This is a genomic window from Rhodococcus sp. PBTS 1 (assembly GCF_001620025.1).
GTDB classification, from domain to species: Bacteria; Actinomycetota; Actinomycetes; order Mycobacteriales; family Mycobacteriaceae; genus Rhodococcoides; species Rhodococcoides kroppenstedtii.
The window spans coordinates 2,291,177-2,317,467 of the sequence record NZ_CP015219.1 but is presented as its reverse complement, the minus strand read 5'-3'; the positions used below and the strand labels follow the sequence as shown (position 1 = coordinate 2,317,467).

At 69.8% G+C, this 26,291-nt stretch carries 24 protein-coding genes and 1 pseudogene; 16 read left to right on the top strand and 9 right to left on the bottom strand.

Features of this window, described 5'->3' with window-relative positions; genetic code table 11:
• Positions 1–54 precede the first annotated feature (54 nt).
• Complete coding sequence (locus A3Q40_RS10435; protein WP_068102055.1) at positions 55–1,083, bottom strand: Gfo/Idh/MocA family protein; 1,029 nt, start codon at positions 1,081–1,083, stop codon at positions 55–57.
• Between the two features lie 98 nt (positions 1,084–1,181).
• Between A3Q40_RS10435 and A3Q40_RS10430 the strand changes: the two genes are divergently transcribed.
• Both A3Q40_RS10430 and A3Q40_RS10425 read left to right on the top strand, forming a co-directional pair.
• Positions 1,182–2,186, top strand: coding sequence for a Gfo/Idh/MocA family protein (locus tag A3Q40_RS10430; protein WP_068102053.1), 1,005 nt, complete (start codon positions 1,182–1,184; stop codon positions 2,184–2,186).
• 29 nt (positions 2,187–2,215) lie between these two features.
• On the top strand, positions 2,216–3,433 hold the full coding sequence (locus A3Q40_RS10425) for an acyl-CoA dehydrogenase family protein (RefSeq protein ID WP_068105890.1): 1,218 nt from the start codon (positions 2,216–2,218) through the stop codon (positions 3,431–3,433).
• 59 nt (positions 3,434–3,492) lie between these two features.
• On the opposite strand, the gene A3Q40_RS10420 is transcribed toward A3Q40_RS10425, so the two are convergent.
• The 4 genes from A3Q40_RS10420 to sdhC are packed head-to-tail and all read right to left on the bottom strand — an operon-like array spanning position 3,493 to position 6,910.
• On the bottom strand, positions 3,493–4,275 hold the full coding sequence (locus A3Q40_RS10420; RefSeq protein WP_068102051.1) for a succinate dehydrogenase iron-sulfur subunit: 783 nt from the start codon (positions 4,273–4,275) through the stop codon (positions 3,493–3,495).
• Positions 4,275–6,026 (bottom strand): succinate dehydrogenase flavoprotein subunit, encoded by a 1,752-nt coding sequence (gene sdhA / locus A3Q40_RS10415; RefSeq protein WP_068102049.1) that lies wholly within the window; start codon positions 6,024–6,026, stop codon positions 4,275–4,277. Before sdhA ends, A3Q40_RS10420 begins: the two co-directional genes overlap by 1 nt.
• 12 nt (positions 6,027–6,038) lie before the next feature.
• Positions 6,039–6,500 carry a succinate dehydrogenase hydrophobic membrane anchor subunit gene (locus A3Q40_RS10410; protein WP_068102048.1) on the bottom strand — a complete coding sequence of 154 codons (462 nt, stop codon included), beginning with the start codon at positions 6,498–6,500 and terminating at the stop codon, positions 6,039–6,041.
• Positions 6,501–6,502: 2 nt separating this feature from the next.
• On the bottom strand, positions 6,503–6,910 hold the full coding sequence (sdhC, locus tag A3Q40_RS10405; protein WP_068105887.1) for a succinate dehydrogenase, cytochrome b556 subunit: 408 nt from the start codon (positions 6,908–6,910) through the stop codon (positions 6,503–6,505).
• Positions 6,911–7,162: 252 nt separating this feature from the next.
• Here sdhC and A3Q40_RS10400 point away from each other — a divergent pair, with 252 nt between their 5' ends.
• From A3Q40_RS10400 to A3Q40_RS10375, 5 genes are read left to right on the top strand one after another with little or no spacing between them, the layout of a single operon-like run.
• Positions 7,163–7,603 (top strand): cytidine deaminase, encoded by a 441-nt coding sequence (locus tag A3Q40_RS10400; RefSeq protein ID WP_068105886.1) that lies wholly within the window; start codon positions 7,163–7,165, stop codon positions 7,601–7,603.
• On the top strand, positions 7,596–8,873 hold the full coding sequence (locus A3Q40_RS10395; RefSeq protein WP_068102046.1) for a thymidine phosphorylase: 1,278 nt from the start codon (positions 7,596–7,598) through the stop codon (positions 8,871–8,873). The genes A3Q40_RS10400 and A3Q40_RS10395 overlap by 8 nt, the downstream gene beginning before the upstream one ends.
• Positions 8,870–10,366, top strand: a complete 1,497-nt coding sequence (locus A3Q40_RS19775; protein WP_082833864.1) for an ABC transporter permease subunit — start codon at positions 8,870–8,872, stop codon at positions 10,364–10,366. Before A3Q40_RS10395 ends, A3Q40_RS19775 begins: the two co-directional genes overlap by 4 nt.
• Positions 10,363–11,133, top strand: coding sequence for an amino acid ABC transporter ATP-binding protein (locus A3Q40_RS10380; RefSeq protein WP_068102044.1), 771 nt, complete (start codon positions 10,363–10,365; stop codon positions 11,131–11,133). The genes A3Q40_RS19775 and A3Q40_RS10380 overlap by 4 nt, the downstream gene beginning before the upstream one ends.
• Positions 11,134–11,176: 43 nt before the next feature.
• Entirely contained in the window at positions 11,177–12,310 is a 1,134-nt protein-coding gene (locus tag A3Q40_RS10375) for an adenosine deaminase (RefSeq protein ID WP_068102042.1), read from the top strand.
• A 306-nt stretch (positions 12,311–12,616) separates the two neighbouring features.
• Here the strand turns inward: A3Q40_RS10375 and A3Q40_RS10370 are convergent, their stop codons facing one another.
• Together A3Q40_RS10370 and A3Q40_RS10365 are read right to left on the bottom strand one after the other, a co-directional pair.
• Positions 12,617–14,647: an ArnT family glycosyltransferase gene (locus A3Q40_RS10370; RefSeq protein ID WP_068102041.1), complete on the bottom strand. Its 2,031-nt coding sequence runs from the start codon at positions 14,645–14,647 to the stop codon at positions 12,617–12,619.
• Positions 14,644–15,891 (bottom strand): glycosyltransferase, encoded by a 1,248-nt coding sequence (locus A3Q40_RS10365; RefSeq protein ID WP_068102039.1) that lies wholly within the window; start codon positions 15,889–15,891, stop codon positions 14,644–14,646. Before A3Q40_RS10365 ends, A3Q40_RS10370 begins: the two co-directional genes overlap by 4 nt.
• 156 nt (positions 15,892–16,047) lie before the next feature.
• Between A3Q40_RS10365 and A3Q40_RS10360 the strand changes: the two genes are divergently transcribed.
• Positions 16,048–16,782 carry a response regulator transcription factor gene (locus A3Q40_RS10360; protein WP_068105884.1) on the top strand — a complete coding sequence of 245 codons (735 nt, stop codon included), beginning with the start codon at positions 16,048–16,050 and terminating at the stop codon, positions 16,780–16,782.
• Entirely contained in the window at positions 16,779–18,206 is a 1,428-nt protein-coding gene (locus tag A3Q40_RS10355) for a sensor histidine kinase (protein WP_068102038.1), read from the top strand. Before A3Q40_RS10360 ends, A3Q40_RS10355 begins: the two co-directional genes overlap by 4 nt.
• Positions 18,207–18,492: 286 nt before the next feature.
• On the opposite strand, the gene A3Q40_RS10350 is transcribed toward A3Q40_RS10355, so the two are convergent.
• Both A3Q40_RS10350 and A3Q40_RS10345 read right to left on the bottom strand, forming a co-directional pair.
• Complete coding sequence (locus tag A3Q40_RS10350) at positions 18,493–19,173, bottom strand: TetR/AcrR family transcriptional regulator (RefSeq protein ID WP_068102035.1); 681 nt, start codon at positions 19,171–19,173, stop codon at positions 18,493–18,495.
• A complete protein-coding gene (locus A3Q40_RS10345) occupies positions 19,170–20,342 on the bottom strand; it encodes an MFS transporter (RefSeq protein ID WP_068105882.1) in 1,173 nt (390 codons plus the stop codon). The genes A3Q40_RS10350 and A3Q40_RS10345 overlap by 4 nt, the downstream gene beginning before the upstream one ends.
• A gap of 51 nt (positions 20,343–20,393) precedes the next feature.
• Between A3Q40_RS10345 and A3Q40_RS10340 the strand changes: the two genes are divergently transcribed.
• From A3Q40_RS10340 to A3Q40_RS10315, 7 genes and pseudogenes are all read left to right on the top strand, one after another.
• On the top strand, positions 20,394–20,735 hold the full coding sequence (locus A3Q40_RS10340) for a DUF2200 domain-containing protein (RefSeq protein ID WP_068102033.1): 342 nt from the start codon (positions 20,394–20,396) through the stop codon (positions 20,733–20,735).
• 264 nt (positions 20,736–20,999) lie between these two features.
• Positions 21,000–21,524, top strand: a complete 525-nt coding sequence (locus A3Q40_RS10335; protein WP_068102031.1) for an MSMEG_0572/Sll0783 family nitrogen starvation response protein — start codon at positions 21,000–21,002, stop codon at positions 21,522–21,524.
• 49 nt (positions 21,525–21,573) lie between these two features.
• Complete coding sequence (locus A3Q40_RS10330; protein ID WP_235606262.1) at positions 21,574–22,611, top strand: MSMEG_0568 family radical SAM protein; 1,038 nt, start codon at positions 21,574–21,576, stop codon at positions 22,609–22,611.
• A gap of 1 nt (position 22,612) precedes the next feature.
• The gene (locus A3Q40_RS10325; RefSeq protein ID WP_068102027.1) at positions 22,613–24,010 is read left to right on the top strand and encodes an MSMEG_0567/sll0787 family protein; all 1,398 of its coding nucleotides are present in this window, start codon (positions 22,613–22,615) and stop codon (positions 24,008–24,010) included.
• Positions 24,007–24,909, top strand: a complete 903-nt coding sequence (locus A3Q40_RS10320) for a carbon-nitrogen hydrolase family protein (RefSeq protein ID WP_068102026.1) — start codon at positions 24,007–24,009, stop codon at positions 24,907–24,909. Before A3Q40_RS10325 ends, A3Q40_RS10320 begins: the two co-directional genes overlap by 4 nt.
• Positions 24,902–25,012: pseudogene (locus A3Q40_RS21005) on the top strand (MSMEG_0570 family nitrogen starvation response protein); the annotation flags it as partial. The gene A3Q40_RS10320 and the pseudogene A3Q40_RS21005, both read left to right, overlap by 8 nt.
• An 11-nt stretch (positions 25,013–25,023) precedes the next feature.
• Positions 25,024–26,274, top strand: a complete 1,251-nt coding sequence (locus A3Q40_RS10315) for an MSMEG_0569 family flavin-dependent oxidoreductase (protein ID WP_068102024.1) — start codon at positions 25,024–25,026, stop codon at positions 26,272–26,274.
• Positions 26,275–26,291 lie beyond the last annotated feature (17 nt).

The window sequence follows — 26,291 nt, the reverse complement described above, 5'->3', positions numbered from 1 at the left end:
GACTTCAGCGTGGCCCGTGTCGGACGCGCTCACAAGACCGAAAACACCTCGAGTTCACCTCGAGACGGGGAACTCGATCCCGACCTGCGTGCGCAGCTCGTCCAGGACGGCGAGGGTGCCGACGGCGTCGGCGAGGGGGTGGACGGACGACTGCAGACGCCCGTCCGCGATCGCGCGGGAGGCGTCCACGGCCGCGTAGTGCAACCCGTCCACCTGCAGGCCCGGTGCTTCGTCGTAGGTCACGCTCGCCCCCGAGTGCGCGGTGACCGTGAACGGCCCCGGCATGAAGAACGGCCCGGGGACGTGCAGGGTCGCCTCGGTGCCGCAGAGGGACGCGGTGGTGGGGGTGGTGCTCGTCATGGTCGTGGTGAGGACGGCGTGCGCGCCGGATTCGGCGGTGAGCAGTGCCGAGATCTGCCCGTTGATCTCGTCGTTCGCCGGAAGCCCGACGGCGGACACCGTCGCCGGGGGACCGAGCACCGTGTACGCGAGGGAGATCACGTAGGTGCCGAGGTCGAGCAGCGGTCCGCCGGCCAACGTCGGGTCGAAGATGCGGTGATCGGGGCCGAAATGCTCGCCGTGATCGGCGATCACGGTGTCCACCCGTCCGAGCATCCCCGAGGACAGCACGGAATCGATCACGTCGAACTTCGGGAGAAAGCGTGTCCACATCGCCTCCCCGGCGAAGACGCCGGCACGCGCGGCGGCGTCGGCGATGTCGGTGGCACCGGCGGCGTCGAGAGCGAGCGGCTTCTCGACCAGCACGTGCTTGCCCCGGGCGATCGCGCCGAGGGCGCACGACCGGTGTTCGGTGTGGGGTGTGGCGACGTAGACGATGTCGACGGCGTCGGATGCGTACAGCTCGTCGTAGCTGCCGTACGCGGTGTCGATGCCGGTACGGCCGGCGAAGGCCTGCGCGCGGTCCAGGCTGCGCGACGCCACCGCCGTGACCTGCTGATCGGTGAAGCGGCGAAGCGACCGGGCGAATCGCTCGGCGATCCATCCGGGCCCGACGATGCCCCACCGCATCGTGGGGGCGTCGCGCGGATCGGGAACGCGTGCGGCGGGGAGGGCCGTGATCATCGATCGTCCTCGGGTCGGTGGAGCGCAGGGGTGCGGTCGTGGAAAGCGTAGGTCGCGGAAACGTATTTGTCAGGACAATAAGATGTCATACTTGCGCCATGACTCTTCGTGTCGGTGTGATCGGGGTCGGTGTCATGGGCGCCGACCACGCCCGGAATCTCGACCGCCGCGTCGGCGGGGCGGCCGTCACCGTCGTCGCCGACCACGACGCCGAGCGCGCCGCGGCGGTGGCCGGCGAGATGCGTTCCGCGCGTGCGGTCGACGACGCCCGGGCGGTCGTCGCGGCCGACGACGTGGATGCCGTCCTCGTCGCGTCGCACGACTCCACGCACCGGGACTTCGTGCTCGCCGCCCTGGACGCGGGGAAGCCGGTGCTGTGCGAGAAGCCGCTCGCGCCGACGGCGGCCGAGTGCCGCCGCGTCGTCGACGCCGAGGGGGACCGGGGACTGGTCTCGGTCGGCTTCATGCGCCGCTTCGATCCGTCCTACACGGACCTGCGCCGACTCGTGACGTCCGGCGAGCTCGGGGCCCCGCTGACCGCCCACTGCATCTCGCGCACCGTGCAGTCCGGTCCCGGTGACTCGGCCGCGACCATCACCAATTCGGCCATCCACGAGCTCGACGTGCTGCCGTGGCTGCTGGACTCGCCGATCACCGAAGTGACCTGGTTCGCCGGCCGGTCCTCGCGGCACTCGCCGGATCGTCGTGATCCGCAGATCCTGGTGCTGCGCACCGCATCCGACGTGCTGGTGACCGTCGAGGTCTTCCTCAACGCCCGCTACGGCTACGACACGCGCTGCGAGGTGGTCGGTGAGACGGGCTCCGCGGCCCTCACGCTGCCGGCGCGGGTCGTCGTCGATTCCGACCGGCGCCGCGGCGTGGAGTACCCGCCGGACTGGATCCCGCGCTACGCCGACGCGTACCGACTTCAGCTCCAGGCCTGGGTCGACGCGGTCGCCGGCGGCGGCCCGTCGTCGTTGGCCACCGCGCACGACGGACTGCGTGCCGCTCTGGTCGCGGACGCCGCGGTCGAATCGATGACCACGGGTCGGACCGTCGCCGTGCAGTACGAGTCGGGCGAGGGCGGCCAACCGGTCCGCTAGTGAGAGGCCTCCGCGGGTACTCCGTGGACATGAGCACTCACGAGCCCCTCGGACCGTTGGACAAGGACTACCTCGCAGCCGACCTGTACGGCTACCAGGGCCTGCTCACCGAGGAGGAGAACGCCGCCGTCCTGCGCACCCGCCGGTTCCTCGAGGACGAGGTCCGTCCCCGCGCCAACGAGTTCTGGGAGAAGGCGGAGTCGCCCCGCCACCTGCTGCCGCGCCTCGCCGATCTCGACATCGTTGGCCTGGACTACGAATTCGACGGCAACCCGGCGTCCCGCAAGATCCTCAGCGGGTGGCTCTCCCTGGAATTCTCCCGCGTCGACCCGTCGACCGGAACGATGTTCACCGTGCACAGCGGGCTCGCGATGAGCAGCATCGCCATTCTCGGCTCGGACGAGCAGAAGGATCGCTGGCTGCCGGCGATGAAGCGCATGGAGAAGATCGGCGCGTTCGGCCTCTCCGAGCCCCGCGGCGGATCCGACGTCGCGGGCGGTCTCGAGACCACCGCCCGCCGCGACGGGGACGAGTGGGTACTGAACGGCAGCAAGCGGTGGATCGGCAACGCCACGTTCGCCGATCTCATCGTGGTCTTCGCCAAGGACGAGGCCGACAGCGAAGTGAAGGGCTTCGTCCTCGAGAAGGGCGAGAACGGATTTCCCGACGGCTTCCGTGCCGAGAAGATCGAACGGAAGTACTCGCTGCGCGCGGTGGAGAACGCCGACCTGTACTTCGAGGACTGCCGCATCCCGGCCGCCGACAAGCTGGAGAACGCGAATTCCTTCGCCGACACCGCGAAGGTGCTCTCGCTGACTCGCGGGGGAGTGGCCTGGGGCGCGGTCGGCATCATGATCGGCGCGTTCGAGCGGGCCGTCGACTACGCCCGTGAGCGCGAGCAGTTCGGCGCCCCGATCGCGTCGTTCCAGCTGATCTCGGACCTCGTCGCCCGCATGGCCGGGAACATCACGGCCAGTCTGGGAATGGCCCTGCGCGTATCGCAACTCCAGGACTCCGGGGTGCGGCACGACGAGCACGCGGCCCTATCCAAGGCCTACTGCACCACCCGCCTGCGCGAGGTGGTCGGCTGGGCACGAGAGATCCTCGGCGGCAACGGCATCGTTCTCGACTACGACGTGATTCGCTTCTTCGCCGACGCGGAGGCCGTCTACTCGTACGAGGGCACGTCCCAGATGAACAACCTGATCGTCGGTCGAGGAGTGACCGGCTATTCGGCGTTCGTCTGAGAGACACGAAGCCCGCCCCTGCGGTGGCAGGGGCGGGCTTCGTGGGTGGAGCGGGAGGGTCAGCGAGCGAAGAGCAACGCGCGCTTGACCTCCTGGATCGCCTTGGTCACCTGGATGCCGCGAGGGCAGGCGTCGGTGCAGTTGAACGTGGTGCGGCAGCGCCACACGCCCTCGACGTCGTTGAGGATGTCGAGACGTTCCGGAGCACCCTCGTCACGGCTGTCGAAGATGAACCGGTGTGCGTTGACGATCGCGGCGGGACCGAAGTAGCTGCCGTCCGACCAGTACACAGGGCACGAGGTGGTGCAGCACGCACACAGGATGCACTTGGTGGTGTCGTCGAAGCGCGCGCGGTCGGCGGCCGACTGGATGCGCTCACGGGTGGGCTCGTTGCCCGACACCATCAGGTACGGCTTCACGGCGCGGTACGCGTCGAAGAAGGGCTCCATGTCGACGATGAGGTCCTTCTCCACCGGCAGACCGCGGATCGGCTCGACCGTGATGGTCAGCGTCTTCGACTTGTCCTTCGGCAGCATGTCGCGCATGAGCACCTTGCACGCCAAGCGGTTCACACCGTTGACGCGCATGGCGTCCGAGCCGCACACGCCGTGCGCGCAGGAGCGACGGAAGGACAGCGTGCCGTCCAGGTAGCTCTTCACGTACAGCATGAGGTTGAGCAACCGGTCCGTCGGCAGCGTCGGGACCTGGAAGCTGTCCCAGTGCGCACCGAGATCGTTCTCGGGGTTGAAGCGAGCGATCTTCAGGGTGACCATGACGGCGCCTTCCGGCACCTCCGGCAGGTCGCTCTGGTCTTCGCTCTTGTCGATAGCGGGTGCGCTCATCAGTACTTACGCTCCATCGGTTCGTAACGGGTCTGCACCACGGGCTTCCAGTCGAGGCGGATGTCCGACAGCAGCCCGTCGCCCACCTTGTAGGCCATGGTGTGGCGCATGTAGTTCACGTCGTCGCGCTCCGGGTAGTCCTCGCGGGCGTGTCCGCCGCGGGTCTCCTTGCGGTTGAGCGCACCGGCGACGGTGACCTCGGCCATCTCGAGGAGGAAGCCGAGCTCGATGGCCTCGAGCAGATCGCTGTTGTAGCGCTTGCCCTTGTCCTGCACCGTGATTCGGCCGTACCGCTCCTTGAGACCCTGGATGTCCGTTAGGGCCTGCTTGAGCGTGTCCTCCGTGCGGAACACGGACGCGTTGTTGTCCATCGACTGTTGGAGCTCGGTCCGGATGGTGGCGACCTTCTCGTGTCCGTGATCGGACAGGATCAGCTCGAGCCACTCCTGCACCATCTTCGCCGGCTCCTCCGGGAGCGGGACGAACTCGGTGGAGTTGGCGTACTCGGCGGCCGCGATGCCGGCGCGACGGCCGAACACGTTGATGTCGAGAAGGGAGTTGGTGCCCAGTCGGTTGGACCCGTGCACCGACACGCACGCGCACTCGCCGGCGGCGTAGAGGCCGGGGACGATGTCGTCGTTGTTGCGCAGGACCTCACCACGGATCTTGGTGGGGATACCGCCCATGACGTAGTGGCACGTCGGGTACACCGGGACGAGCTCCGTCACCGGATCGACACCGAGGTAGGTGCGCGAGAACTCGGTGATGTCGGGGAGCTTTTCCTCGAGCACGTCCTCGCCGAGGTGCGTGACGTCGATGTAGACGTAGTCCTTGTTGGGGCCGGCGCCGCGACCCTCGAGGACCTCGAGAACCATCGAGCGGGCGACGATGTCGCGGGGCGCGAGGTCCTTGATGGTGGGCGCGTAGCGCTCCATGAAGCGCTCGCCGTCCGCGTTGCGGAGGATGCCGCCCTCGCCGCGGACCGCCTCGGAGATGAGGATGCCCAGGCCCGCCAGACCCGTCGGATGGAACTGGTGGAACTCCATGTCCTCGAGCGGCAGACCCTTGCGGAAGATGATGGACATGCCGTCACCGGTGAGGGTGTGCGCGTTGGACGTGGTCTTGTAGATGCGTCCCGACCCGCCCGTCGCGAAGACGATGGACTTGGCGTGGAAGACGTGGATCTCGCCGGTGGCCAACTCGTAGGCGATGACGCCGGTGGCGACGGGACCGTTCTCGGTCTCCGTCAGCGCGATGTCGAGGGCGTAGAACTCGTTGAAGAACTCCACGTCGTGCTTGACGCACTGCTGGTACAGCGTCTGCAGGATCATGTGGCCGGTGCGGTCCGCGGCGTAACACGCACGACGCACGGGCGCCTTGCCGTGGTCACGGGTGTGACCGCCGAAGCGACGCTGGTCGATCTTGCCCTCGGGGGTGCGGTTGAACGGCAGCCCCATCTTCTCGAGGTCGAGCACCGCGTCGATGGCCTCCTTGGCCATGATCTCGGCGGCGTCCTGGTCGACCAGGTAGTCACCGCCCTTGACGGTGTCGAACGTGTGCCACTCCCAGTTGTCCTCCTCGACGTTGGCGAGGGCGGCACACATGCCGCCCTGCGCCGCGCCGGTGTGGCTGCGGGTGGGGTAGAGCTTGGTCAGCACCGCGGTGCGGGCGCGCGGCCCGGCCTCGATGGCGGCGCGCATACCCGCACCACCGGCACCGACGATCAGTACGTCGTAACGATGTTCCTGCATCTGCCTGCCCCCTTAGCCTGCGGAGATGTTGGGGTCGAAGGTGAAGATCACGTAGGTGCCCAGGCCCATGATCAGGATCATGGACAGCACCAGCAGCGTCGTCAGCCAGAACCGGGTGGAGTCCTTGCGGGAGTAGTCGTTGATGACCGTGCGCAGTCCGTTGCCGCCGTGCAGCTGCGCGAGCCACAGCATGGTCAGGTCCCACACCTGCCAGAAGGGGCTGGCCCAGCGGCCGGCCACGAAGGCGAAGTTGATGCGGTGCACACCGTCGTCGAGCAGCAGCATGATCGACATGTGCCCGAGGACGAGGATCACCAGGGCCAGGCCGGAGAAGCGCATGAACAGCCAGGCGTAGAGCTCGAAGTTGCCGCGGTTCTTCCGGCGCGGCGAGCGGGGGTTGTCCAGGCCGGCGGGCCGGTCGTGAGACGTCCCCAGCGTGATGGCGCGCGCGGAACCGGCGTCGGTGGTCGCCATGGTCAGTGCCCCCCGGTGAAGGTGTTGTAGAGGATGCGGCCGGCGGCGGGAACCATCAGCACGAACCAGAGGCCGAGGATGATCCACAGCATCAGGCGCTGGTACTGGGTGCCCTTCGACCAGAAGTCGACGAGCATGACGCGGATGCCGTTCAACGCGTGGTAGAGCACGGCGGCCAGCAGGCCCAGCTCCATCAGGCCGACGATGGGCGTCTTGTAGGTGTCGATCACCTCGTTGTAGGCCTGCGGATCGACCCGCACGAGGGCGGTGTCGAGCACGTGGACGAACAAGAAGAAGAACGTGACGACGCCGGTGATCCGGTGCAGAACCCAGGACCACATGCCCGGATCTCCGCGGTAGAGAGACCGCGTGCGCTCCCGCGCGGGCGCGGTCTCGGTCGTGGTAGCCATCGAGTGCAGTGCCTCCAACATCGGTGATGGACGCGACGAGCGCAGACTCCCCGTGGGCACCGGAAATATCCAGCTCGATCGTGTATGTGAAACGACTGAGAACGACTCTAATCCCCTTCTCGGAGCGGGAACCAATTCGCCTCGCGTTCACGTTTCGCGCCGCTCGAGAAGTTAGGTTTGCCTGTCCAATTCGCAGGTCGGCTCGTCGGGAGTGCCTGCGGTGGGCGGCGGGACGTGACAGGATCGGCGATCGTGCAGGACATCGACTGGAAATCCTTGCGAGACAGTGCTCGTGACGCCATGAGTCACGCCTACGCGCCGTATTCGAACTACCCCGTCGGAGCGGCCGCCCTGGTGGACGACGGCCGGGTGGTGACCGGGTGCAATGTGGAAAATGTCTCATACGGTCTGGGGCTCTGCGCAGAGTGCGGACTGGTGTCGGCGCTGAATGCGTCGGGCGGCGGTCGACTGGTGGCGTTCGCGTGTTGCGATGCGCGCGGGGAGATTCTGCTGCCGTGCGGACGGTGTCGGCAGCTGCTGTTCGAGTTCGGGGGCGCCGAGCTGATCGTCGACACCACGTCCGGGCCTCGGCCATTGGGTGACCTCCTCCCCGATGCGTTCGGTCCCGACGATCTCGCGACGGGCCAGGCCCACACCGCCGCCTCGACCCCCCGGGCGGTGCAGCATGGCTGACGCCGTGTCCGTCATCGCGGCCAAGCGCGACGGCAACACCCTCGATTCGGACCAGATCGCCTGGATGGTCGACGCCTACACCCGCGGCGAGGTCGCCGACGAGCAGATGTCCGCCCTCACCATGGCGATCCTGCTGCGCGGCATGAACCGCCGCGAGATCGCGGACTGGACGGCGGCCATGATCGCGTCCGGTCGCCGCATGGACTTCTCGACGCTCGCGCGTCCCACCGTCGACAAACACTCGACCGGCGGCATCGGAGACAAGATCACCCTGCCGCTGGCGCCGCTGGTCGCCGCGTGCGGCGCGGCCGTCCCGCAGCTGTCCGGCCGCGGCCTCGGCTACACGGGCGGGACGCTGGACAAGCTCGAATCGATTCCCGGCTGGCGCGCCGACCTCACCGCCGACGAGATGACGCGCATCCTCGACGACCCGGCCGTCGGGGCCGTCGTCTGCGCGGCCGGAGCCGACCTCGCTCCCGCGGACAAGAAGCTCTACGCCCTGCGTGACGTGACGGCCACCGTCGAGTCGATCCCCATGATCGCGGCGTCGATCATGAGCAAGAAGATCGCCGAGGGCACCGGTGCGCTGGTCCTCGACGTCAAGTGCGGCTCCGGGGCGTTCATGTCCACCCTCGGCGACGCGCAGGAACTCGCGCGCACGATGGTCGACCTCGGTACCGACGCCGGTGTTCGGACCGTCGCCCTGGTGACGGACATGAACACCCCGCTCGGTCGCACCGCGGGCAACGCCCTCGAGGTCGAGGAATCGGTGGAGGTGCTCGCCGGCGGCGGCCCGGCGGACGTGGTCGAGCTGACCCTCGCCCTCGCCCGCGAGATGGTCGCCGCGGCGGGGCTCGACGTCGATCCGGCCGACAAGTTGGCCGACGGCACCGCGATGGACCGCTGGCGCGCGATGATCGCCGCGCAGGGCGGTGACCCCGACGCCGCGCTTCCCGTCGCGCGCCACACCCACGAGGTCACGGCGGAGCGCTCGGGAGTGCTCACGCGTCTCGACGCCCGCGCCGTCGGGATCGCGGCGTGGCGGCTCGGAGCCGGACGCGAACGGCAGGGCCAACCGGTCCAGGCGGGTGCGGGCGTGCGGTGGCACGCCGCCCTCGGTGACACCGTCACGGCGGGTCAGCCGCTGCTCACGCTGTGCACCGACACGCCCGAGCGGTTCGACCGTGCGCTGGACGCGCTCACGGGCGGCTGGACCGTCGAGGACGGGTCCGCACAGGAGCGCCGGCTGATCCTGGATCGGATCGGATGACCGGCGGGAGGCGGCGCGTCGGCGCGGTGCTCGCCGCGCTCGTCGGCGTGCTCGCTCTTCTCGGGGTGGCCGGCTGCTCGTCGGGCACCGGTGCATCCGATCTCGACGACGGGGTCCTCGTCGTCGGCACCGAGGGCACGTACAGCCCCTTCAGCTTCCAGGGCGACGACGGGCAGCTCACCGGATACGACGTGGACGTCGTGCGGGCGGTCGGCGAGCGGCTCGGCGTGCGGGTGGACTTCGTCCAGACCCCGTTCGACTCCATCTTCGCCGGCCTCCAGAGTGGCCGCTTCGACCTGATCGCCAACCAGGTGACGATCAACGACGAGCGTCGCGAACGCTACGACCTCTCTCGGCCCTACACGGTGTCCGAGGGCGAGATCCTCGCGCGGACGGGGGACACGTCGATCACCTCGCTCGCCGATCTGGCCGGGCGCACCACCGCGCAGTCGTCCACGAGCAACTGGGCGGAGGTGGCGGCCGACGCCGGTGCCCGCGTGGAGGCCGTCGAAGGGTTCGTCCAGGCCGTGCAACTGGTCAAGGACGGACGCGTCGACGCCACCGTCAACGATTCCCTCGCCGTCGCGGAGTACTTCGCGCAGACCGGCGACACCGGCGTCGCCGTGGCCGCGCAGACGGGTGACACCAGCCTGCAGGCCTTCGCCGCACGCAAGGACAGCGGCCTGATGGACCGCGTGAACGATGCCCTGCAGGGGCTCTACGACGACGGCACGCTGACGCGGATCTCCGAGCAGTACTTCGGGTCCGACGTCGCGGTGCCGGACGAGGCCGAGTTCGCGGCGACCGAGGAGGCGAGCGGCGGGTCCGGTACCTCGACCGGCGACCTGATCGCACGCAACCTCGTACCGATGCTGAAGGCGACGGTCACGATGACGCTGCCGCTCACCGCGATCAGCTTCGTGATCGGTCTGGCGATCGCGTTGGCCGTCGCGCTGGCGCGCATCTCGTCCATCCGGCCGCTCGCCCTGGCGGCCCGGTTCTACGTCTCGATCGTGCGCGGCACGCCGCTGCTGCTGCAGCTGTTCATCGTGTTCTACGCGCTGCCCCAGTTCGGCGTCGTCATCTCCCCGTTCCCCGCGGCCGTCGTCGCGTTCAGCATCAACGTGGGCGGATACGCCGCGGAGATCATCCGCGCGGCGATCCTCTCGGTTCCCAAGGGGCAGTGGGAAGCCGCGCAGACCATCGGCATGGGCTACCGCACGACCCTGCAGCGGATCGTGCTGCCGCAGGCACTGCGGACCGCCGTGCCGCCGCTGTCGAACACGCTGATCTCGCTGGTGAAGGACACCTCGCTCGCGTCGACCATCCTCGTGACCGAACTACTCCGTACGGCGCAGCTGGCGGCAGCGCCGACGTTCGACTTCTTCGCTCTGTATTCCGTTGCCGCGCTGTACTACTGGGCGATCTGCATCGCCCTGTCGTTCGTGCAGGGCAGGCTCGAGACCCGACTGGACAGGTACGTGGCGCGATGACATCACCGTTGATCGAGGTGACCGGACTGCGACGCGCGTTCGGTAACCGCACCGTCCTGGACGGCATCGACTTCACCGCCGAGCGCGGGTGCGTCACCGTCGTCATCGGCCCGTCGGGATCGGGCAAGACGACGTTGCTCCGCGGTCTCAACGCACTCGACGCCCCGGATGCGGGGCAGGTGCGCATCGGGGACGCGGCCGTCGATTTCGGCGCGTTGCCGTCGGGTCGGGGCGAGGCCCGTCGGGCGATCGCGCGACTGCGAGCGCAGAGCGGCATGGTCTTCCAGAACCACAACCTGTTCCCGCACCGCACCGTCCTCCAGAACGTGACCGAGGGGCCGGTGGTGGTGCAGGGGCATGCCCGCGCCGCGGCCGAACGCGAGGCGAGGGAGCTGCTGGACCGTGTCGGACTTGCGGGCACCGAGGACCGCTTCCCGTTCCAGCTCTCCGGGGGCCAACAGCAGCGCGTCGGGATCGCGCGGGCGCTCGCGCTGCACCCGGAGATCGTGTTGTTCGACGAGCCGACGTCGGCCCTGGATCCGGAACTGGTCGGCGAGGTGCTCGCGGTGATGAAGCAGCTTGCGAGCGAGGGCTGGACCATGGTGGTGGTCACCCACGAGATCCGCTTCGCTCGGCAGGTGGCCGATCAGGTCCTCTTTCTCGACGGCGGGGTGGTGGCCGAGCGGGGGAGCGCCGAGCAGGTGCTCGACCACCCGACGCAGGAACGAACGCAGCGGTTCCTCACCCGGATTCTCGACCCGCAGTAGCGGCCGACCCGCGGTCACGGCGACCCGCAGTAGGGTCGGAGTCATGGCTGCGGTGGACGAGACCGGAACGAACGCGACGACCACGGGCGGCCCCGCGCCGCTCGATCTACGCAACATCGCGCAGGCGCCGAAGGCCCTCCTGCACGACCACCTCGACGGCGGGCTGCGCCCGTCGACCGTGGTGGAACTCGCCGCCGACTGCGGGTACGACGGGTTGCCCGCCGCCGACGCCGACAGTCTCGGCCGGTGGTTCCGCGACGCCGCCGACAGCGGGTCGCTCGAGCTGTACCTCGAGACGTTCGCCCACACCGTCGCGGTGATGCAGACGGCCGAGGGCCTGCAGCGCGTGGCGCGGGAATGCGCCGAGGACCTCGCCGCGGACGGCGTGGTCTACGCCGAGGTCCGGTACGCCCCGGAGCAGCACCTCGAGAAGGGCCTGACGCTCGACGAGGTGGTGCAGCACACCCTGGAGGGGTTCCGGCAGGGCGAGAGTGCGGCGCGGGCGGCGGGCAAACAGATCCGCGTCGGATGCCTGCTCACCGCGATGCGTCACGCCGCGCGGTCACGGGAGATCGCGGAACTGGCCGTGCGCTACCGCGATCAGGGTGTGGTCGGTTTCGACATCGCCGGCAAGGAAGCGGGTTTCCCGCCCAGTCGCCACCTCGACGCGTTCGAGTACATGCGAGCGAACAACGCGCACTTCACCATTCACGCGGGCGAGGCGTTCGGGCTGCCGTCCATCCACGAGGCGATCGCGTTCTGCGGCACCGATCGCCTCGGGCACGGCGTGCGCATCGTCGACGACATCCACCCCGGTGACGACGGCACCCCGCAGCTCGGCCGATTGGCGGCGTTCGTGCGCGACAAGCGCATCCCGCTCGAGCTCTGCCCCAGCTCGAACGTCCAGACCGGGGCGGTGGCCAGCATCGCCGAGCACCCCTTCGACGTGTTGGCGCGCTTGCGTTTCCGCGTCACCGTCAACACCGACAACCGATTGATGAGCGACACGTCGATGAGCCGCGAGATGAAGGCCCTCGTCGACGCCTTCGGCTACGGGTGGTCGGACCTGGAGCGGTTCACCATCAACGCGCTGAAGTCGTCGTTCCTCCCGTTCGACGAGCGCCTCGCCCTCATCGACGACGTCGTGAAGCCGGGGTACGCGGTGCTGCTGGGGTAGACGCCCGGCCGTCGGTGCCCGCCGATCCGCTTCCGTTCCAGCGATCCGCGTCGGTTGCAGCAGGCGCGGATCACTGGAAGTCACGCGGATCGGGCCCAGCCCCCGACGCCCAGCTGTAAGTCCAGCGGATCGGTCGGGGTGCCAGGACCACCGGATCCGCTGCTGTTCCGGCGATCCGCGTCGGTTGCAGCAGACGCGGATCACTGGGAGTCACGCGGATCGGGCCGGGCCCCCGACGCCCAGCATGAGACCCCTCTCACTTCGGTGCAGTAGTCCACCTCTGAGGTGGACTACTGCACCGAAACGTCAGGCCGTGAGGTCGTAGACCTGCACTCCGTCGACCGTCTGCGCGGTGAAGATGGACTCCACCCACGCCGCGATCTCGGCGGCGGGGCCGGAGCTCCGGCCGCCCTGGCCGCCCGCGAGGAAGAAGTGGATCCGCCCCTCGGCGACGTACTGCTGGAACTGCTCGAGCGTCGGCGACGGATCGCTGCCGTTGAACCCGCCGATGGGCATGACCGGATCCTGCGTCGCCAATTGGTAACCCGAGGCGGCGTTCGACCCGACGGTGGCGGCCACCCAGGCGTACTTCTCGGCGTCCTGCTCGAGCAGCGCGGTCAGCTCGGCGCCGGGGGTGCTGCCGTTCAGCAGGCCACCCGCGCCGCCACCGCCCGGAGCACCGTCGGCCTGCGCACCAGGCGGGGGACCTCCGGCGGGGCCCCCGGCAGGCAAGCCGTTTGCCGGGCTACCTGCGGGAAAGCCCCCGGTCGGAGCCCCGGGGACCGTTCCCGCGGCCCGCCCGTCTCCCTGTCCACGCCCGTCTCCCTGCCCACGCCCGTCGCCCGGGCCGCCGAAGCCGCCGCGGCCACCCTCGACGGCCGGGCCGGCGGAGACGATCGAGCCGGTGTGCGGGGTCGCGATGGTGTGCACGGCGTAGGCCGTGGGGCCGGCCAGGCCGGCGAGCAGTGCGGCCGCCACCGTGGCGGCGGCGAGGCGACCGCGGGTGAGCCGGGGCACGACCAGGCCCACCACCGCCACCGCACCCGCGACGACCACGACGATTCTCAGCCACGGAACGAAATCAGCGCTGCGCGACAACAGAATCCACGCGGTCACGACGGTCGCGATCACCGCCGCGGCGAGCACGAGTCGCGACGCGATGCGGTCCCGTCGACGCCAGATCACGACAGCCCCGGTGCCCACCAGGGCCGCGACGGCGGGAGCGAGCGCCACGGTGTAGTACGCGTGGAAGATGCCGGCCATGAAGCTGAACGTCAGACCGGTCACCACCAGCCAGAGACCCCACAGCACCAGGCCGGCGCGCAATCCGTCCGTCCGGGGCGCCCGGCCGCGGAAGACCAGGGCGGCGACGCCGAGGATCAGCGCGGCCGGAATCAGCCAGGCGATCTGACCGCCCTGAGCCGGTTCGAACAGTCGCAGGATGCCCGTATCGCCCCAGCGGCCACCGCTACCGCCGGGCCCTCCGCCCGTCACCGAGCCGGTCTCCTCACCGTTCAGACGGCCCAGACCGTTGTATCCGAGCGTGAGCTCGAGAATCGAATTGTTCTGCGACCCACCGATCCACGGCCTCGACGAGGCGGGCCAGAGCTCGACGACGGCGATCCACCACCCGGCGGTGACGACGGCGGCACCGAGCGCGGCGACCAGCTGCCCGAGGCGGCGGGGCAGCGACACCGGACCGGCGAGGAGGTAGGTGAGCGCGATGGGCGGCACCACCAGCATGACCTGCAGCTGCTTGGTCAGGAACCCGGCGCCCACCGCGACGCCGGCCACGACGAGCCAACGGGTGCGACCGTCGTCCACGGCGCGCAGCGCAGCCCACACCGCGACGATCATGAGCAACACCAGCAGAGCGTCGGGGTTGTCGAACCGGAACATCAGCGCCGCGACGGGTGTCAGTGCGAGGGTGAGTCCGGCGAGCAGTCCGGCGGCCGGGCCCGCGTGGCGGCGCACCGTGCGCCATAGCAATGCCACCGAGGCCGCCCCGATGATCACCTGCGGTGCGAGCACCGACCAGGAGTTCAGGCCGAACAGGCGCACAGACAATCCCATGACCCACAACGACATCGGCGGTTTGTCAACCGTGATGGAGTTCGCGGCGTCCGAGGACCCGAAGAAGAAGGCCGTCCAGGACTGCGAACCTGCCTGCACGGCAGCGGCGTAGAAGGAGTTGCCCCATCCGCTCGCCGAGAGGTTCACCAGGTAGGCGACGGCGGTGCCGACGATCAGCGCGATCGCGGCGGGCGTCTCCCAGCGCGGTGCCCGGCAAGAGGGTGCGGGGGTGGGGGCGGGCCGAGAGGGCAGCAGGGTGGTCATCGAACGAGGTCCTTTCCGGACGGACGAGCGGCGGGGGAGCGGAACACCCGGCGGAGGGCGACGAACCGGATGACGGTGGCGACGGCCTTGGCCAGGACCAGGACGGTCAGCTCGAGATGCTTCGACGTGTCCGGGCTCCAGCGGTGCAGCAGCAGAAGCGATCCCGCGGTCACCGCCCAGCCGAGCGCGAAGATCGCCAGGCCCTGCAGGTGGTGGCCGACGGCACCGGCCGCACCGCGGACCCCGAAGGTGACGGCGCGGTTGGCCGCGGTGTTGAGGACGGCCGTCACCGCGAGGGCGAGGAGGTTGCTCACCTGGGCTCCGAGCACGGGGTGGAGCAGTAGGTAGAGCACGGCGTATGCGATCGTGCTGAGCACCCCGATCGCGGCGAAGCGCACCAGCTGGCCGACCATGCCCACCGGCACCCCCTCGATCAGTGGCTCCCGCCCGACGCTGCGGCGCAGATCGCCGAGCGGCAGCGCGCCCGTCGCCAGCGCGCGGCCGACCCGCCAGCACCCCTTCAGATCGGCGACCGCGGTGGCGACGATGTCGACGCTCGAATCCGCATCGTCGACCCAGTCCACCGGGACTTCGTGGATACGCAGGCCGGCCCGTTCGGCCAGGACCAGCAGTTCCGTGTCGAAGAACCAGCCGGTGTCCTGCACCAGCGGCAGGAGCTCCCGAGCGACGTCGGAGCGCATGGCCTTGAAGCCGCACTGGGCGTCCGAGAACCGCACGCGCAGCGACGTCCGCAGGATGAGATTGTAACCGCGAGAGACGATTTCCCGTTTGGGGCCTCGGACGACTCGCGCCTGCGGGGCCAGCCGTGAGCCGATGGCGACATCGGAATGTCCCGACGCCAGCGGGGCCAGGAGAGGGAGCAACGCGCCCAGGTCCGTCGAGAGGTCGACGTCCATGTACGCGACGATCGTGGCCGACGACGCCCGCCAGACCGCGTCGAGAGCGCGTCCTCGGCCCTTGAGTTCGAGTCGGACGACCTCCACGCGGTCCAGCTCGGCGGCGAGGGCCGCGGCGACGACGGGCGTGTCGTCGGTGCTGGCGTTGTCCGCGACGACGATGCGGGTGCGGTAGGGCACGTGGTCGCCGAGGTGGCGGTCCAGACGCCGGATGCTCTCCTCGAGGACGTCGGCCTCGTTGTACACGGGGACGACGATGTCGACGGTGACGGCCGTGGCGCGTGGACGGTCGGGCGGCCGGTGGGCGGCGAGTTGGTCGGTGGTCATGTCGTCCGACGATGGTGGGGCTGCCCGGGTCGAGCCCGGGTGCTCCCCGGGAGTCACCCGGGAGTTCTCCTGGCCGGAACCGGCCGCGATCGGCTCCCGGGAAGTTCCCGGGTTCGTCCCGGGAAGCACACGGAGTCGAGGTCGATCATGGGCGTCATGAGCGAGAATGCCGTGGTGACGATCGATCGAGCTGCCGGCGCCCCCGAGGCGACGGTCCTGGTGGTCGACGACGAGCCGACCATCGTGGAGTTGCTCGCCGTCAGTCTGAAGTTCCAGGGTTTCGAGGTGCACACGGCCCGCAGCGGTCCGGCGGCGATCGACGTAGCGCGCAGCCTGCGCCCGGACGCCCTGATTCTCGACGTCATGATGCCGGACATGGACGGGTTCGGGCTGCTGCGGCGACTCCGCGCCGACGGTATCGACGCGCCCGTGCTGTTCCTCACGGCGCGGGATGCGGTGGAGGACAAGGTCACCGGGCTGACGATGGGGGCCGACGACTACGTCACCAAGCCGTTCAGCCTCGAGGAGGTCGTGGCTCGGCTCCGGGTGATTCTTCGTCGTCGTTCCCCGGGGACCGAGGTGCAACCGTCCCGCCTCACGTTCGCCGACATCGAGCTCGACGACGACACGCGCGAGGTGTGGAAGGCCGGGGAGCCGGTCTCCCTCTCGCCCACCGAGTTCACCCTGCTGCGGTACTTCATGGTCAACGCCGGGACGGTGCTCTCGAAGCCGCGCATCCTCGATCACGTGTGGCACTACGACTTCGGCGGCGAGGTCGGCGTGGTCGAGTCGTACGTGTCCTACCTGCGGCGCAAGATCGACACCACCGAACCGCGCCTGCTGCACACGCTCCGCGGCGTGGGGTACGTGATGCGGATGCCGCGGCGGTGAGAGGCCCCGGTTCCGTCCCGCTGCGTGTCACCCTGGTCGCGGCGTTGCTGCTGTTGGTCGCGGTGGGTCTCGCGGCGTCCGGACTCGCGGTGACCACCGCCCTGCAGAACACCCTGCTGGCCCGCGTGGACACGCAACTCGAGGAGGCCGCGTCCGGGTGGGCACGCCCGCGCGAGGACCGCCCACCCCCGCCGTCGGGTGACATCGGGCCGGGTCGCCCGCCGACGTCGTTCTACGTCCGGTCCGTCACCGCCGACGGCACCGTGCGCACGTCGATCAACGACAACTCCTCGCCGGGACCGGATCTCACCGCGGCCGGGTCCCCCACCCCGGTGACGGTGGGATCGGCGGGCGGTGGCGACGAGCAGTGGCGCGTGGTCACCGTCTCGAACCAGGACGGGTCGACCACCGTCGGCGTGTCCCTGGCGGAGAACGCCGCGATCGTCGGACGCCTGGTCGTGTTGGAGGTCTCGATCGGCGCCGGCGTCCTGGTCGTGCTGGGCGTCGTGGCCTGGTGGGTGGTGCGACGCAGCCTGCGTCCGCTGCGGGAGGTGGAGGCCACGGCGGAGGCGATCGCCGCGGGAGACCTGCATCGCCGTGTTCCCGAACGGGATCCGCGCACCGAGGTCGGTCGGTTGTCGGCCGCGCTCAACGGCATGCTGGCGCAGATCCAGCAGGCTGTCGCCGAGTCCGCGGCCTCGGAACGCACGGCGCGGGAATCCGAGGATCGGATGCGACGGTTCGTCGCCGACGCGTCGCACGAACTCCGGACCCCACTGACCACCATCCGCGGGTTCGCCGAGTTGTATCGGCAGGGCGCGACCACCGACGTCGAGCTGATCATGACCAGGATCGGCGGCGAGGCGGCACGGATGGGGATGCTGGTGGAGGACCTCGTGATGCTCGCGCGTCTGGACGCGGAACGTCCTGTCGCCAGCGCACCCGTCGACCTGTTGCAGATCGCGGCCGACTCCGTCCACGACGCCGCGGCCTCGGCCCCCGACCGGACCGTGAACCTGGAGGTGCTGCCGAACAGCGGTGTCCCGGAGGTTCTCGGGGACGACGCGCGGCTGCGCCAGGTGCTGGGCAATCTGGTGAGCAACGCGCTGCGTCACACGCCGCCCTCAGCGGTGGTCACGGTGGCCGTGGGGACGGTGGGGGAGTCGGCGATTCTCCAGGTGCGCGACACCGGGCCGGGACTGTCCGACGAGGATGCGGCGCGCGTCTTCGAGCGCTTCTATCGAGCGGACCGCTCGCGCACCCGAGAGAGCGGCGGCAGCGGGCTCGGACTGTCCATCGTGGCGGCTCTCGTCGCCGCACACGAGGGTCGCGTCACGGTCGACTCGGCGCTCGGTCGGGGGGCAACCTTCACCGTCGAACTGCCTCTGCTGCAGCGTGAGTCGGCGGTGCGGACGGAGATCTGACCGTCGCGGCGCCGGGCGAAGGTCCTCCGCCGTCAGTTCGCGGTCACCGCCGAAGACGAAGCGGTCGGGTCGGACGAGCAGCCCGCGGACTCGGACGCGACGCATCCGGCGTTCGAGCACCCCTTCGCTGTCGATCCAGTGACCCGGCGGGACGCGGTGCGAGGCGAGCGCATGCGCCGACACCAGACGTATCTCGGGCACCCCGGCGTCGGCGAGAGCGGGCGGGATGGGTGAGTCGGCGAACCCCAGCCAGGCCCACGAGGTACCGTTCGACCTTGAGGAATAGTCAGTGTTGGGATCGAGTGTCCGGCCCGGTCGACGACGTTCCGGGCCGGACCGTCGCGAGCGGCCGGGACGACAGGTCCCGAGCCTCGTCGTCGTCGAGACCGAACATGCGCAACAGGCCCAGTGCGCACGACGACGCCGTGGCGTCCGGATCGACGGACGGGTCCGACGCGAGAAGATGCAGACAGCCGAGGATCGCGCCTGCGGTGCAGGCGAGAGCGGTGTCGAGATCGCCGGGCAGGTCCAGGCGTCCACTCGCGCGGGCGGCCTCCAGACCGGCCGCGGCCCGAGGAGCGAGAGCGGTGTCGCGAGCGAGGAACTCGAAGCCGAGCCGCCGGAGGATTTCCGAGCCTCCGCGGTGCGTCGTGCGCAGGAGCAGGGTGGCTCGGACGCCGTTGGCGAACAACAGGGCCGGATCGGCCACATCCGCGTTGACCTGGTCGAAGGCGGCACCGAAGTCGTCGAGGGTGGACGCGACGGCGGCGTCGAACAGCGCGTGTTTGTCGGCGAAGTGCCCGTACAGTGTCCCGACGCCCACGTCGGCGCGGGCGGCGAGTTGCTGCACGCTCGCGGCCGTGCCGACGTCGCTCGCCAGGTAGTCGCACGCTGCCGCGATCAGGCGTGCACGGGTGTCCTCCCGTCGACGACGGTGGCGATTGTCGCTCCGAGGGGCGGAGCTCATGCCGGTCTCGATCGGAACAGGGCGCTCCACGTGGACACTGCGGCACCTGCGAGCAGCCCCCCGGTCAACACGAACACCGCGCCGGCGCCCGCGGATCCAGCGATGGCGCCCGCCGCCAGCGGAATCACCACCTGCCCCAGCCGATTTCCGGTCAACCGGAGCGACAGGGCGGAGGCGCGGTTGGACGGGTTCACCAGGCCGGCCACCCACGTCATGGTCAACGGTTGCGCCAGTCCCCAGAAGAACCCGGCGATCGAGACGAGGATGCCGACCACCCAGGGGTGGGGGAGCACGGGCACCAGAACCATCGGCAGCGCCGAGCACAGACTCCCCGACACCAGGAGCCAGTTCCGGGGCGCCACCGCGAGCAGGCGGGTGAGCAGGGTCCGTGAGACGATCGCGGCGACCGACCGTGCGGTCAGGATGACCGTCACCACCAGCACGCTGTAGCCGTGGTGTTCACCGAACACCGGGAGGTACGCGATCATGAGGTCCATCGACGTCAGGATGATCAGGCTGGAGAAGACCGCCGGCCGCATGCCGCGCGTGGTGAGCATCGCGCGCGTCGACTGGGTCTCGTACTCGGTGCGCACCTGCGCGGAGTCCTGGCGGATGGTCAGCGACGGTGCGGCGGTCAGAGCCGTCGCGACGGCGGCGACGGCCAGCATGGCGATCAGTGCGCCGGTGGTGTCGACGTGCCCGATGTCGCTGCGCGAGGCGAGGATGCCCACCACCGGAATGCCGATCGACTGACCCACCGAGATCCAGACCGTGAGACCGCCGAACCTGCGGTCGTAGTCCTCCGGCCGTGAGCAGACCGGGACGTAGCCCTGACTGGAGACCATTGTGAGGATGTGGCTGAAGCCCAGCAGGACGCAGCCGACCGCGAGAATCGGTATCGCCTCGCTGACCAGCACGATCGCCACGGCGACGAGGGACAGGGCGGTGCCCACGCGCAGGATCGTGGCGGCGCGCCGACCGTCGACCGCGCGGCCGATGCGCATCGCGGCCACCAGCGGTACCAACGAATAGAGGGCGGTGAGCACACCGACCGTCACGCCGTCGCCCCCGAGTTCGAGGGCCTTGTAGGTGATCATCACGCGCACCGCGGCGTAGACGGCCTGGACGAGTGCCGTGGTGGCACACAGCATCACGAACCACGATCGCATCATCGGAGACGAACTTACGCCGACAGACGCGCCCGGAACTACACTCTGCCCGTGCATCGCATCTTCACCACCCCGGTGTCCTCGGTCTATCCGCACTACGTGACCAAGGCGGAGCGCAAAGGCCGGACCAAGGACGAGGTCGACGAGATCCTGCGATGGCTCACGGGCTTCGACGACGCCGAACTGGCCCGTCACCTCGCGGAGGACACCACGTTCCTCGACTTCTTCGACGCGGCGCACCTCAACCCGAACGCACCGCTGATCACGGGGTCCGTGTGCGGGGTGCGCGTGGAGAACGTCGAGGACCCGCTCATGCAGAACATCCGCCGACTGGACAAGCTGGTCGACGAGCTGGCCAAGGGCCGTCCGATGGAGAAAATTCTGCGGACTTGATTCGGCGGCACCGGGCGGCACCTGCCTGGATGTACACGACCCGGCCCGATCGACGGAAACCCGCCGATCGGGCCGACCTGTGTGCGCTGGGGCAGGTCGATCCAAGGAGAGCCCCGCGTGTCGTCCGGGTTACGCGAGTGAGCACAACGAAACACAGTGGTGTTCCAGCGATGACCAACCGGACACGCGCCGAGCGTGTACTCGATGTCGAAGGCGCACCACAGGTTTCGGTCCCGCGCCTTCCACGACTCCGGGAGGCACGCCATGGCCGCGTTCGATCAGACCATTCTCGACAACATGTCCGCCTCGCTGGCGGAGATCCCGCACCCGTCGTTGCCCAAGGGCAGCACCATCTACGGCGGCACCAAGATCTTCCCGGACTACAAGGCGGAGAACGGCGAGTCCTACTTCACCCTGGTGCACGGGATCGCGCACGAATCGTCCGTCAGCTTCGTCGCCGTCCTTCAGGCCACCCGCGCGCTGCGGAAGGGCTACGAGTCGGCGATGTACTTCTACGGCCCCGGTGCGATCAACTGCCTCGCGACGCGCGGGTTCCCCACCACCGGTGACTCCGGCTTCCCCGGCGAACAGAACATCAACGACGCGCTGGCGACGTTCATCTCCGAGGGCGGCACCGTCTTCTGTTGCCGCTTCGGGCTCGCGCTGCACGGTGGTCGCGAGGAGGACCTCATCGAGGGCGTCGTGCCCGCGCACCCGCTCGACGTGCAGGACGCGCTGATCCACTACGCACGCAAGGGCGCGATCATCAATTCCACCTACATGGTCTGAGGGGGCGAGACCCGTGTTCGACGCCACCGTACGAACGAGGAACCACCGGGTGGACCTCGCGCTGCTCGGCATCAGAGGCACACCTCCGGTGCGACGGACGGCCGGGGCGGGCCCGAGCGACGACGGTCATCTGAGCATCGGGGGACTGGGCGCCGCCTTGCCCCGCAATCCAGCGAGTCCCTATGTGCTGGAGGGGGATCGGGTCCTCTTCGACGGCGACGACATCGGTCTCGACGTCGCCGCCATCGCGCGGCCGGCGTTCTACGACCTCACCACCGACGAGGGCGTGCCCTACGAGAAGCTCGCCAAGCTGCACGGCATCGGCGTTCTCGCGAGCACCGTGGTGCAGACCTGCATCCGCTACGACGAGTCGCAGCGCTGCCGCTTCTGCTCGATCGAGGAGTCGCTCCGCTCCGGGGCCACCGTCGCGGTGAAGAAGCCTGCGGACCTGGCGGCGGTCGCCGAGGCCGCCGTACGTCTGGACGGCATCACGCAGATGGTCCTCACCACAGGGACGTCGGCCGGGCGCGACCGCGGCGCTCTGCACCTGGCCCGATGCGTACGCGCGGTGCGCGCCGCGGTGCCGGACCTGCCGATCCAGGTGCAGTGCGAACCTCCGGGCGACTTCGCGACCATCCAGGAGCTGTACGACGCGGGTGCGCGCTCGATCGGCATCCACGTCGAGTCGCTCGACGACGACGTGCGTCGCCGCTGGATGCCGGGCAAGGCGTCGGTGTCCCTCGCCGAATACCGCGCGGCGTGGGCCGAGGCGGTGCGGGTGTTCGGCCGCAACCAGGTGTCGACCTACCTGCTGGTGGGCCTGGGCGAGAATCCCGACGAGGTGGTCGCGGGTGCCCGCGAGCTGATCGAGATGGGGGTCTACCCGTTCGTCGTGCCGTTCCGGCCGCATCCGGGAACGCTGGCGGTCGACGTGGACGGGGCCGGCGCACCGTCCGCCGAGTTGCTCACCGACGTCAGCGTCCGCGTCGCCGCGGCGCTGACCGAGGCCGGGATGCTCGGCGCCGACCAGCAAGCGGGGTGCGCTGCCTGCGGCGCCTGCTCGGTCCTGCAGACGATGGGCGGCTGACATGACCGTCGACCTGTCCATTCTCACCGGGCCACCCGCGACGCCCACCGCACCGTTCCTGGTGCGGCAGGCAGAATCGGTCGCCGATCTGGCCGCGTACCGGTCGCTGCGCCGGCAGGCCTTCGTGGTCGAGCAAGGGCTGTTCGACGGCACCGACCTCGACGAGGTGGACGACGATCCCCGCACGGTGGTCCTGGTGGCCACCGCTCCCGACGGCACGGTTCTGGGCGGCGTGCGTGTCGCACCCCGAACGGAACCCGACTCCGGCTGGTGGGCGGGAAGCCGGCTCGTCGTCGCGCGGGGGAGTCGTCGCGGCGCCGTGGGTCCGGCACTCGTGCGAGCCGCGTGCGCGTTCGTGGAGACGGCGGGGGTGCTGCGGTTCGACGCGGTGGTGCAAGCGAGGTACGCGGCGATGTTCGCGTCGATCGGCTGGATCACGACGGATCGGACCGCGGTGCACGGCACGCCTCACGTGGTGATGCGGTGGCCGATCGGTGCGGTGCAGCGACTGGTCGACTCGACCAAAGCCGTGCTCGCCACCGCACTCGCGCCGTTCGCCGACGCGCGGATGGGGCTGGGCGGCAGCGGGTTCCGCGGTGACGACGGTGCCCCCGTGCCAGGCTCCGACCTTGTCGCCGCGTGCGATGCCATCGTCCCGTCGATGGTCGAACGCGATCCGGAGTGGGCGGGATGGTGCGCCGCCCTGGTGAACGTCAACGACCTGTCGGCGATGGGGGCCGCTCCGGTCGGCCTGCTCGATGCGGTCGGCGCGCCCACGGCGTCGCACCTCGCGCGCGTCGTGCGCGGTCTGGCCCGGGCGTCGCAGGTCTGGGGCGTTCCGGTGCCGGGTGGCCACACGCACGTCGGGGTCCCGGCGGCCCTGTCCGTGACGGCACTCGGACGAACGTCGTCGCCGGTGCCCGCGGGCGGGGGTCGGGTGGGCGACCACCTGCGTCTCACCGTCGATCTCGGCGGTGGCTGGCGCCCCGGATACACCGGAACGCAATGGGATTCGACCTCGACCCGCTCGTCGGACGAGTTGCGCGCGATGGGCTCGTTCGTGGCGCGGGCCGCCCCACACGCGGCGAAGGACGTGAGCATGGCGGGCCTCGCCGGCACCGCGGGCATGCTCGCCGAGGCGTCGGGCACCGGCGTGGAACTCGACGTGACCGCGATACCGCGGCCCGACGGCGTCGAGACGGGACGCTGGCTCACCTGCTTCCCGGGTTTCGCGATGATCACGGCCGACAGCCCGGGACACACCGTCCCGGATGCGGGTCCGGCCACCACTGCCGTCTGCGGACGGCTCACCTCCACTCCGGGCGTCACCTTGCGGTGGCCCGACGGAGTGACCACCACTGCGGTCGAGTCCGCAGTCACAGGATTGGGACGAGCATGATCACGATGTCCGTAGCGGCGGAACGGTTCGGCCGCGACATGGAGGAATCCTTCGCCACCATCGGGCGCCTGATCGACGAGGCGCGCCGCCGAGACACGTCGTTGCTGGTGCTCCCGGAGGCATGCCTCGGGGGTTACCTGCCGAGCCTCGGCGGCGGCGACGAGTCCGAGGAGACCCGACAGCGCCGACTCCGCAACCTGCCGCCGGCGCTGGACCTCGACGGTCCCGAGATCGCTCGTGTGGCGGCGATGGCCGGCGACATGGTGGTGACCTTCGGGTTCTGCGAGGCGGACGGAGCGGACCGCTACAACGCGGCCGTGACGGTCCACGGGGACGGCGTGCTGGGCTCGTACCGCAAGGTGCACCAGCCGCTCGGGGAGAACCTCTGCTACGCAGCGGGTTCCGAGTACCGCGCGTTCGACACCCCGGTCGGTCGGATGGGGATGCAGATCTGTTACGACAAGGCCTTCCCGGAGGCCGCGCGCGAGCTCGCGCTCGACGGCGCCGAGATCATCACCTCCCTCTCGGCCTGGCCGACGTCCCGGACGGGGCGCGCGGAGAACATGGCCGACGACCGGTGGACGCACCGCTTCGACATCTACGACCGGGCCCGCGCGCTCGAGAACCAGGTGGTGTGGGTGGCGTCGAACCAGGCCGGATCCTTCGGCTCGCTCGACTTCGTCTGCAGCGCCAAGATCGTCGGACCGGGCGGTGAGGTCCTGGCGGGGACAGGGGTGCGCCCCGGTCTCGCGACGGCCACCCTCGACGTCCGGGACGCCATCGCGGCGGCACGCGGCGGAGGCATGTACAACCTGCGCGACCGGCGACCGTCGGTGTACGGCACGTTGGTCGACCACGACAGCATGTCCCGCGTGGATCGGGTGATGAGTCGTGCCTGAGATGACCTTCACCGTGCGCTGGCCCGACGGACGTCGACGGCGGTATTGGTCGCCGTCCCTCGTGATCACCGAGTACCTCACCGTCGGTGCTCGATACGACGTCGGGGGTGGGCGATGACCGAGCATCGCACCGCCGTCGTGATCGGCGCGGGCCAAGCCGGACTCTCGATGAGTTGGCACCTGACGCAGCGGGGCGTCGACCACGTGGTCCTCGAGCGGGACACCGTCGCGCACGAGTGGATCGACGGTCGCTGGGACAACTTCACCCTGGTGACCCCGAACTGGCAGTGCGTCCTGCCCGGATACGCCTACGACGGGGACGATCCCGACGGGTTCATGACACGGGACCTGGTGTACGACTTCGTCCGTCGCTACGCCGACTCGTTCGACGCGCCGGTGCGCGAGCACGTGGCGGTCCACTCGCTACGGCAGCGACTCGGCGGCGGCTACCACCTCGAGACGTCGGCCGGGGCGATGACCGCCGATCAGGTGGTGGTGGCCGTCGGCGGCTACCACCTCCCGTCGATTCCCCCCCTGGCGGAACGCATCTCACCGGAAGTCGCGCAGATTCACTCGTCGGAGTACCGCAACGGCGCCGCGCTGCCGGACGGCTCCGTGCTGGTCGTCGGGACGGGCCAGTCGGGCGCCCAGATCGCCGAGGATCTGCATCTCGAGGGGCGGCAGGTGCACCTGGTCGCCGGGTCCGCACCGCGCGTGGCACGGTTCTACCGCGGACGCGACTGCGTGGCGTGGTTGCAGGACATGGGCGTCTACGACGTCTCGATCGCCGACCATGCGGGCGGACTCGCCAAGCGCGAGAGCACCAACCACTACGTGACGGGACGGGACGGCGGGCGCGACATCGACCTGCGTGCCTTCGCGCTCGAAGGGATGCGCCTCTACGGGCGGCTCACCGACGTCGACGCGACCGGCATCCTGCGAATCGCGCCAACCCTCGAGCAGTCGTTGGACGCCGCGGACGCCGTGGCCGACGGCATCAAGAACGACATCGACGCGTACATCGACGCCGCCGGCATCGACGCGCCCACCGAGCCGCGCTACACCCCGGTGTGGCGACCGGACGTCGAACCGACCGAGCTGAACCTCGCCGCTGCGGGCATCACGTCGGTGGTGTGGGCGGTCGGGTTCCGTCGTGACTATCGGTGGGTGAAGGTCGGGGTGTTCGACGGCGAAGGCCGTCCCGCCCACGTCCGTGGCGTCACCGGTGCCGAGGGGCTCTGCTTCCTGGGTCTGCCGTGGCAGAACACCTGGGGGTCGGGACGTTTCGCGGCCGTCGCCCGCGACGCCGAGTACCTCGCCGAACACCTGGCGTCGATCTCCTCCCGCGAGCCGGCCGGGGTCTGAGGGCGCACCGTGGTCAC